At 67.6% G+C, this 9,413-nt stretch carries 2 protein-coding genes; both read right to left on the bottom strand.

Annotation, left to right across the window (positions count from 1 at the left end):
- Positions 1-4,635 (bottom strand): non-ribosomal peptide synthetase (locus tag E3U47_RS24520; RefSeq protein ID WP_134694154.1); only part of this gene is annotated, 4,635 nt, incomplete at its 3' end.
- The coding region (locus E3U47_RS24515) for a non-ribosomal peptide synthetase (protein WP_134694153.1) at positions 4,635-9,413 on the bottom strand (4,779 nt) is incomplete at its 5' end. The genes E3U47_RS24515 and E3U47_RS24520, both read right to left, overlap by 1 nt.

The following is a 9,413-nucleotide window of genomic DNA, read 5'->3' as shown; positions in this document are numbered from 1 at the left end:
ATCGGCGACGACCTGCTCCAGCAACCGCAACCAATGCTGGGCCAGGCGCTCGATACTGGCGGCCTCGAACAGGTCCGTGGCATAGCTGAACTGCGCCAGCAGCCCGTCCGGGGTCTCCAGCGTATCGAGCTTGAGGTCGACCTGGGCGCTCAGCCCGCCCACTTCGAGCACTTCCAGCGCCACCTGGCTGGCCAGTGCCACCGGCGCCGCAGGTGCCGTCGCCTGGTGGTTGAACATCACCTGGAACAACGGGTTGTAGCTCAGGCTGCGCTCCGGGCGCAGGGCATCGACCAGTTGCTCGAACGGCAGGTCCTGGTGCGCCTGGGCCTCCAGCGACACCCGTCGCACCTGTTGCAGCAGGTCACTGAAGCCCTGCCCTGGGTTGAACTCGGCCTTGAGCACCTGGGTATTGACGAAGAAGCCGATCAGCCCTTCGGTCTCCAGGCGATTGCGGTTGGCGATCGGCACGCCGACACGGATATCGGCCTGGCCACTGTAGCGGTGCAACAGCCCCTGGAACGAGGCCAGCAGCAACATGAACAGGGTCGCGCCCTGCTCACGCGCCTGCGTCTTGAGCTGTTCGAGCAAGGCACCCGGCACCGGCAGGGCGACCCGGGCGCCCCGGTAGCTTTGCTGGGCCGGGCGCGAATGGTCCATCGGCAGCTCCAGCACCGGCTGCTCGGCGCCCAGCTGGGCCCGCCAGTAGCCCAGTTGGCGCTCGCGCTCGCCGGCCTCCATCCATTGCCGCTGCCACAGCGCATAGTCGGCATACTGGATCGGCAACGCCGGCAACTGCGCGGCACCGCCATCGCTGAACGCCGCATACAGGCGGGTCAGTTCGCCCACCATCACCTGCATCGACCAGCCGTCCGAGACGATGTGGTGCTGGGTCAGCAGCAACAGATGATCATCGGCCCCCAGGCGCACCAGGCGCACCCGCAGCAACGGACCTTGCTGCAGGTCGAACGGCTGCAGCACCTCGGCGGCGACGCACGCCTCGATCTGCTCGGCCTGGGCCTGGGCATCGCCCTCCAGCCGCAACCGCTCACGCGCGACCGGCAGCGGCGCTGGCGCGTCGATCACTTGCTGCGCCTGCCCCTGGACTTCGACGAAGCGAGTGCGCAGCGGCTCGTGGCGCGCCACCAGGGCATCGAAACTGCGCTGCAAGGCCTGCTCGTCGAGCGCGCCACGCAGGCGCAGGGCCAAAGGAATGTGATAGGCGCTGCCATGGGGCTGCAATTGCCAGAGGAACCATTGCCGCTCCTGGGCATAGGACAACGGCAGGCGCTGCTCGCGCGGCTGCGCCAGCAGCGCAGGCTCGCGGCGTGTCAGGTCCTCGCCCAGGGCCTGGCAGAACGCGGCCAGGGTGGCGTGTTCGAACAGGCTGCGCAGGTTCACTTCGCGCTGCAGCCCCTGGCGCACCCGCGAGACCACCTGGGTGGCCAGCAGCGAATGGCCGCCAAGGCCAAAGAAATTGTCGTCCAGGCCCACCCGCTCGACCTTGAGCACCTCCTGCCAGATCTGCGCGACACCCTGCTCCAGCGCGCTGCGCGGCGCGACATAGTCCTGCTGGTTGTGACTCAGGTCCGGCGCCGGCAAGGCGCGGCGATCGAGCTTGCCGTTGCCGGTCAGGGGCAGGCTGTCGAGGAACAGTATATGGGCCGGCACCATGTAGTCCGGCAGGTGCTCGCGCAGGCTGGCCTTGAGCTGCTCGCGCAACGCCGCGGCGTGCGCCGGAGCCGTCGCCTCGGCGGGCACCACATAGGCCACCAGTTGCTGGGCGGCGCCGCTGCCATGGGGCAAAACCACCGCCATGTTCACTTGCGGGCGCGCCAGCAACTGGGCTTCGATCTCGCCTAGCTCGATGCGGAAACCACGGATCTTCACCTGGTGGTCGATACGTCCGACGTACTCGACCACGCCATCGGCACGCAGCCGTGCCAGGTCGCCGGTGCGGTACAGGCGCTCGCCCGCCTCGCCGAACGGGTCCGGCACGAAGCGCGTGGCGCTCAGGTCGCCGCGCTTGAGGTAGCCGCGGGCAAGGCCGGCGCGGCCAATGTAGAGTTCACCCACGCACCCCTTGGGCACCGGGTTCAACGCCGGGTCCAGCAAATACCAGCTCAGGTCCGGAATCGGCTCGCCGATCGGGCTGCTGGCCACCTGCTCGAGGTCGGCCAAGGTCAAAGGCCGGTAGGTCACATGCACGGTGGTCTCGGTGATCCCGTACATGTTGATCAGCCTCGGCGCCTGGTCGCCGAAACGCTCGAACCACGGGCGCAGGCTCTTCACATCCAGTGCCTCGCCACCGAACACCACATGGCGCAAGGCTTGGGCGCGGCGCTCGCTGGCCAGCGCCACCTGCATCAGCGACTTGAATGCCGACGGGGTCTGGTTGAGCACCGTCACCCCTTCCTCGCACAGCAAGGCATGGAAGTCTTCCGGCGAGCGGCTGGTGTAGTGCGGCACCACCACCAGCTTGCCGCCGTACAGCAGCGCGCCGAAGATCTCCCAGACCGAGAAGTCGAAGGCGAACGAGTGGAACAGGGTCCAGACATCCGAGGCGTCGAATCCGAACCAGTGCTCGGTGGCCTCGAACAGGCGCAGCACGTTGCGGTGGGCCAGCAAGGTACCCTTGGGCTTGCCGGTGGAACCGGAGGTGTAGATCACATAGGCCAGGTTGTCCGGCGACATCGCCACCTGCGGATCTTGGGGGTTGTCAGCCAGCTTCAGCTGGTCGAGCAGCAGCGCCTCGACATGCGTCGGCACCGGCAACTGCGCTAGCAGCGCCGAGTCGGTCAGCAGCAGCGCCAAGCCGCTGTTCTCGATCATGTAGGCCAGGCGGTCCTGCGGGTAGCTCGGGTCCAGCGGCACGTAGGCGCCACCGGCCTTGAGGATCGCCAGCAGGCCGACCAGCAGGTCGAGGCCGCGCTCCATGGCCAGGCCCACCAGTACGTCCGGGCCGACACCTCGGGCAATCAGGCCATGGGCCAGGGTATTGGCCCGCTGGTTGAGCGCGGCATAGCTCAAGGTCTGCCCTGCAAAGCTCAGCGCGATGGCCTGCGGGTTGCGCGCGGCCTGGGCCTCGATCAGCCCATGCAGCGTGGTGGCCACCGGGAACTCGCGCGGCGCCGGGTTCATCTGTGCCACCAGGGCCTGCTGCTCGGCGGCATCGTACAACGGCAACTGCGCCACCTGCCGCTCCGGGTCGGCGACGATGGCTTGCAGCAGGTTGCACCAGTGCCGGCCAAGGCGCTCGACCGTGTCCTGGTCGAACAGGTCGCTGGCATAGCTCAGGCGCGCCGTGAGCCCGTCCTCGTGCTCGAAGGTGTCCAGGGTCAGGTCGAACTTGGCGGTCTGGCTGTCCCAGTCCAGCAGTTCCACCGCCAGCCCGGTGCGCCCGGTCTCTTGCGCCTGCTGGGCGCGGCCGCCGCTCTGGTGGTTGAACATCACCTGGAACAACGGGGTATGGCTGAGGCTGCGCTCGGGCTGCAGGGCCTCGACCAGTTGCTCGAACGGCAGGTCCTGGTGGGCCTGGGCATCCAGCGCGGCCTGGCGCACCTGCTGCAACACGTCGCTGAAACGGCTGCTGCCGTCGAACTCGGCTTTCATGACCTGGGTGTTGACGAAGAAGCCGATCAGACCTTCGGTTTCGACCCGGTTACGGTTGGCGTTGGCCACCCCGACACGGATGTCGGCCTGCCCCGAGTAGCGATGCAGCAAGGCCTGGAACGAAGCCAACAGGACCATGAAGCTGGTGCTGGCGCTGCGCTGCGCCAGTTGCCGCAGCGCCTGGGCCAACGCGCCCGGCAGCTCGAGCTGCACGCGACCACCGGCACCGCTGCGCGCAAGGCTGCGCGGGCGGTCCAGCGGCAGTTCCAGCAAGGCCTGGTCGCCCGCCAATTGCGCGGTCCAGTAGCCAAGCTGGCGCTGGCGTTCGCCGGCTTCCATCCAGTGTCGCTGCCACACCGCATAGTCGGCGTACTGGATCGGCAGCTCGGCCAGTACCGGTTGCTCGCCCTGGCTGAACGCCTCGTAGCAATGCATCAGCTCGCGCACCAGAACCTGCATCGAGCGGCCATCGGAGACGATATGGTGCTGGGTGAGCAGCAGCAGGTGATCCTGCTCGCCCAGCGTCACCAGCCGCACCCGCAGCAGCGGGCCGGTTTGCAGGTCGAACAGGCGCGCGCTCTCGGCCTCGGCACAGGCCCGCAGCTGGGCCTCCTGGTCGTCCTCGGCCAGGGTCAGCGTCGCGCGCTCGAGCAGTACGCGACCCTGCGCATCGATCACCTGGACCGGTTGTTCCTGGTCGGCGAGGATGCGTGTGCGCAGGCTGTCGTGCCGAGCCACCAGCACATCGAGGCTGTCCTGCAGGGCCTGGGCATCCAGCGCGCCACGCAGGCGCAGGTTGACCGACATGTGGTAGGCGGTGCTCTGCGGATCGAGCTGCCAGAGGAACCACTGCCGCTCCTGGGCGAACGACAGCGGCAGCACGGCCAGCTCATCGCGGACCAGGGGAATCGGCAGGTTGGCTGGCGACACGCCTTCGGCGAGCATCTTTTCCAGGTAGGCCTGGCGTTTGTCCAACGGCAGCAGGATGAAGCGCTTGGCGATCCGCGCGGCGACGTTATGGTCCATCAGATTTCCTCCATTTCGTCGAGCAGGAACTCAAGCTTGTCCAGGGTCGAAGCCTGCACGGCCGCCCCTTGCGCATTCAGTTGTGCGGCGAAGGTCGCCAGCGTCGGGTACTGGAACAGCAGTTGGGGAGTCAATGTCATGCCAAGCTCAAGATGGATACGGGACACCAGGTTCACTACCAGCAAGGAGTGCCCACCCAGTTCGAAGAAATTGTCGTCGCGGCCGATGCGGGCCACGCCCAGCACTTGCGCCCAGAGGGTCGCCAGGTCGCTTTCCAGCGCACCCTGCGGCGCGACATAGGTGCGTTGTTGTTGCTCGATCTGCACGGGCGGCAATGCCTTGCGGTCGAGCTTGCCGTTCGGCGTCTGCGGCAGTGCGGCGAGGAACAGTACCTGGCTGGGCAGCATGTAGCCGGGCAGGTGCTCGGCCAAGGCGCCGCGAATACGCTCGCGTAGCGCAGGTTGCTGCTCGGCTGGCGGCACCTCGCCGGTCGCCAGGTAGGCCACCAGTTGCGCGCCAGCCGGGCCGTCATGGGCCAGCACGGCGGCTTCGCGAACCTGCGCTAGGGCCAGCAGGCGCGCCTCGATCTCACCCAGTTCGATGCGGAAACCGCGAATCTTCACCTGGTGATCGATACGGCCGATGTATTCCAGATCGCCGTCGCCACGGCGGCGGATCAGGTCGCCGCTGCGGTACATGCGCTCGCCATTGGTGGCGTGGGGGTTGGGCACGAACTTCTCGGCGGTCAGTGCCGCGCGCCCCAGGTAACCGCGGGTCACCCCAGCGCCACTGAGGTACAACTCGGCGGCAACGCCCACCGGCACGGCCTGCAGATCAGCATCGAGCAGGTGCGCGGCGCTGTTGTGCAGCGGCTTGCCAATGCTTGGCCGACCGCCAGCCACGCGGCGGGTCCAGGTCGAATAGGTGGTGTCTTCCGAGGGGCCGTAGAGGTCGTAGACATGCTCGAGCGCCGGCAGCGCGTAGAGGCTGTCGACCAAGGTCTGTTTCAACGGCTCGCCGGCCAGGTTGATGATGCGCACGCTCGCCGGGATGCCATCGCTGCGCAGCAGGGCATTGACCGCCGAAGGCACACTGTTGATCAGCCGCACCTGTTCGCGGGCCGGCAATTGCGGCAGCTCCAGGGCGTTGCGCGCGAGGATCAGCGAGCCGCCACGGGCCAGGGTGACGAACAGCTCCCACACCGACAGGTCGAAGCACACCGAGGTCGAGGCCAGTACCCCTTGCAGGTCGTCGTGGCTGTACACCTCCTCGCTCCAGCGCACCAGCGCCGCCACGTTGCGGTGGCTGATGGCCACGCCCTTGGGCTGGCCGGTGGAGCCGGAGGTGTAGATCACGTAGGCCAGGTTGTCGGCCAGCAGGTTCAGTTGCGGCGGCTGCTCTGGGTAGCCGTCCAGCGCCAGCTCGTCGAGGCACAGGGTGGCCAGGCCGCTCGGCCACATGGCCGCAAGCCGGCGCTGGGTCAGCAGCAGCTGGGCGCCACTGTCCTGCAGCATGTAGCCGACGCGCTCGGCCGGGTAGTCAGGATCCAGCGGCACATACGCGGCGCCCGCCTTGAGGATCGCCAGCAGGCCGACCACCAGCTCCAGGTTGCGCTCGCAGGCGATGCCCACCCGGCTCTCCGGGCCGACACCCTGCTCGCGCAGCTTGTGTGCCAGGCGGTTGGCCCGGGCTTCGAGTTCGGCGTAGCTCAGCTGTTGCTCGCCCCAGGTCACAGCCAGGGCCTGCGGGGTGCGCGCCACCTGGGCCTGGAACAATTCACCGATGTTGCTGTGGCGCGGGTAGTCCACAGCGTTGCTGTTCCAGCCCATCAGTTGCGCCTGCTCGGCTTTATCCAGCCAAGGCAAGTCGCCCAGCGCCCCGCCGGCCTGCTCGGTGAACGCTTGCAGCAGCTCCTTCAGGTGTCCGGCGAACTGCGCGATCACGGCCGCGCCGAAGTGCGCGCGGTCGTAGCTGAACTGCACGCCAAGCTGGGCGCCGGCGGCCACCAGCACGGTCAGCGGATAGCTGGTCTGCTCACGGCTGTGCACATCGCCGAAGCTCAGCCCCTCGGGGGACTGCTGCTTGAGGGTGTCGGCCACCGGGTAGTTCTCGAACACCAGCAGGCTGTCGAACAGTGCCTCGCCCCCCTGCCCGGCCCAGCGCTGGACATCGGCCAGCGGCGTGTGCTCGAACTCGCGCAGGGCCAGGCCATGCGCCTGCACTTGCTGCAACCAGCTGGCCACGCTCTGCTCGCCACGCGGGCTGGCGATGACCGGCAAGGTGTTGATGAACAGGCCGATCTGCTGCTCGATGCCGCGCAGCTGGGCCGGACGACCCGCCACCGTGGCGCCGAAGGCCACCGTGGCATGGCCGGTATAGCGTTGCAGCATCAGCAGCCAGGCGGCCTGGACCACGGTGTTGAGGGTGACCTTGTGCTGCCGGGCAAAACTGCTCAAGCGCTCGCTCTGCGCCTGATCCAGGCGCAGGTAGTGATCTGCATGGCCGGTCGCGGCCACGTGGGGGTAGACACTGGCCAGCCGCGTCGGGCTGTGCAGCGCCTGTAGCTGCTCGCGCCAGAACACCTCGGTACGCTCGGCATCCTGCCCTTGCAGCCAGGCGATGTAGTCGCGGTAGCGGCCACCTTCGCGAGCGGGCTCCACACCGTTGTAGCGCTGCAGTACCTCGCCCAGCAGCTGCGAGTTGCTCCAGCCGTCCATGAGGATGTGGTGCGAGGTGTAGACTAGGTGCCAGGCGTTGTCACCGGTACGCACCAACTGCAGGCGCAGCAGTGGCGCCTGGCCAAGGTCGAAGCCCTTGGCCCGCTCGGCATCGGCCAAGGCTTGCAAGGCCCGGGGCAGATCAGGGCGAGCGCGCCAGTCGTGCAACTGGCAAGGCAGCTCGACCTGACGCGCCACCCATTGCAGCGGTTGCTCGAGGTCGGCGCCCCAGTGGAAACCACTGCGCAGAATGTCATGAGCATCCAGTGCCGCCTGCCAGGCCTGACGGAAGCGCTGGGGGTCGAGCCCTTCGACATCCAGCTGCATCTGGTTGATGTACTGCGGCGACGCCTGGTCATACAGCGTATGGAACAGCATGCCTTGCTGCATGGCCGACAACGGATACAGGTCGGCCAGGTTGTCGACGCTCAGTGGCAGTGCGTCGAGCTGTTGCTGGCTCACCCGCGCCAATGGGAAGTCCGAAGGCGTGACGCCATGGTGGCCTGCGCAGTGGCCCACCAGTTGCTCCAGTTCCTCGCGGTAGCCGGCGGCCAGCGCCTCAATGGTCGCTGGGGCGAACATCCGCTCGCTGAACGACCAAGTCAGGCTGAGCACGCCGTCATAGACCTGGCCATTGAGCGTCAGCCAGTTGCCCAGCGGCGCGTCGATATGCTGATTGCTCCCGGCCGCCTCGGCCGCCGGGATGAACAGCGCATCCTCGGCGCTGAAGCTGCCGTCGAACTGCCCCAGGTAGTTGAAGGTGATGCGCGGTACCGGCAGTTGCGCCATGGCCGCGCGCGTCTCGGCGCTCCCCAGGTAGCGCAGCAGGCCATAGCCGATGCCCTTGTGCGGCAGCGCGCGCAATTGTTCCTTGATGCCCTTGATCGATGCGCCCAGGTCCGCGGCAGGCGTCAGGCGCACCGGGTACAGGCTGGTGAACCAGCCCACGGTGCGGGTCAGGTCGATATCGTCGAACAACGCCTCGCGACCATGGCCCTCCATCTGCAGCAACAGGTCGGCGTCGCCGGTCCAGCGACAGACCACCCGCGCCAGGGCCGTCAGCAACAGGTCGTTGACCTGGGTGCGGTAGGCGGCGGGGGCTTCTTGCAGCAGGCGTGTGGTGTGGATCTTGTCCAGCGTCGTGCGCACGACGCTGGCGTGGCGTGCGCTGAGGCTGGCCTGCGGATCGAGGCACGGCAGTTGCCGTGGCGCATCGAGCAGTTGCGCGCGCCAGTAGTCCTGTTGCTGGCGCAGTTCGTCGCTGTCGGCGTGCCGGTGCAGCCGCTCGGCCCAAGCCTGGACCGAACTGGTCCGGGCCGGCAACTGCGGCTGCTCGCCGCGCAGCAGACCGGCATAGAGCGCCTGCAGATCTTCGAAGAGGATGCGCCACGACACACCGTCCACCGCCAGGTGATGGATCACCAGCAGCAGCCGCTGCTGGCCATCGGCGGCGGTCACCAACAGAGCGCGCAGCAGTGGACCGTTCTCCAGGTCCAGACTGCGTTGCGTTTGCTCGGCCAACGCCTCCAGCTCATCCAGGCTGCCCAGCGCGTGCCGCCAGAGCAGCGCAGGCGCGGGAGCGTCGGCGAAATGCGCCTGCCAGCCGCCCTCGGCTGCCTGGAAGCGCAGGCGCAACGCATCATGATGACGCACCAGTGCCTGCAGCGCGGCATCCAGCAGCGGCGCATCCAGCGGCTGGGCCGGCTTGAGCAACACCGACTGGTTCCAGTGATGGCGTTCGGGGATCTCGGTGTCGAAGAACACCTGCTGGAACGGCAGCAGCAAGGCTTGGCCCTTGGCCGGTTTCTGGTCAATCTGCACGGTCGTCTCGCCGACCTGCGCGACCGCCGCCAGATCCGCCACGGTCTGGTGCTGGAACAGCGCCTTGGGAGTGAAGCGGATACCGGCCTGACGCGCCCGACTGACCACCTGGATCGAGATGATCGAGTCACCGCCCAGCTCGAAGAAGTTGTCGTGCAGGCCTACTTGCTCGACCTTGAGCACCTCTTGCCAGATCTGCGCAATGCGCTGCTCCAACTCACTGCGCGGTGCCACGTAGGC

Origin of the sequence: Pseudomonas sp. RIT623, assembly GCF_004519305.1 — a bacterium.
Lineage (GTDB): Bacteria > Pseudomonadota > Gammaproteobacteria > Pseudomonadales > Pseudomonadaceae > Aquipseudomonas.
Note: the sequence above shows the minus strand (reverse complement) of the source record. Positions and strands in the feature narration are given on the sequence as shown.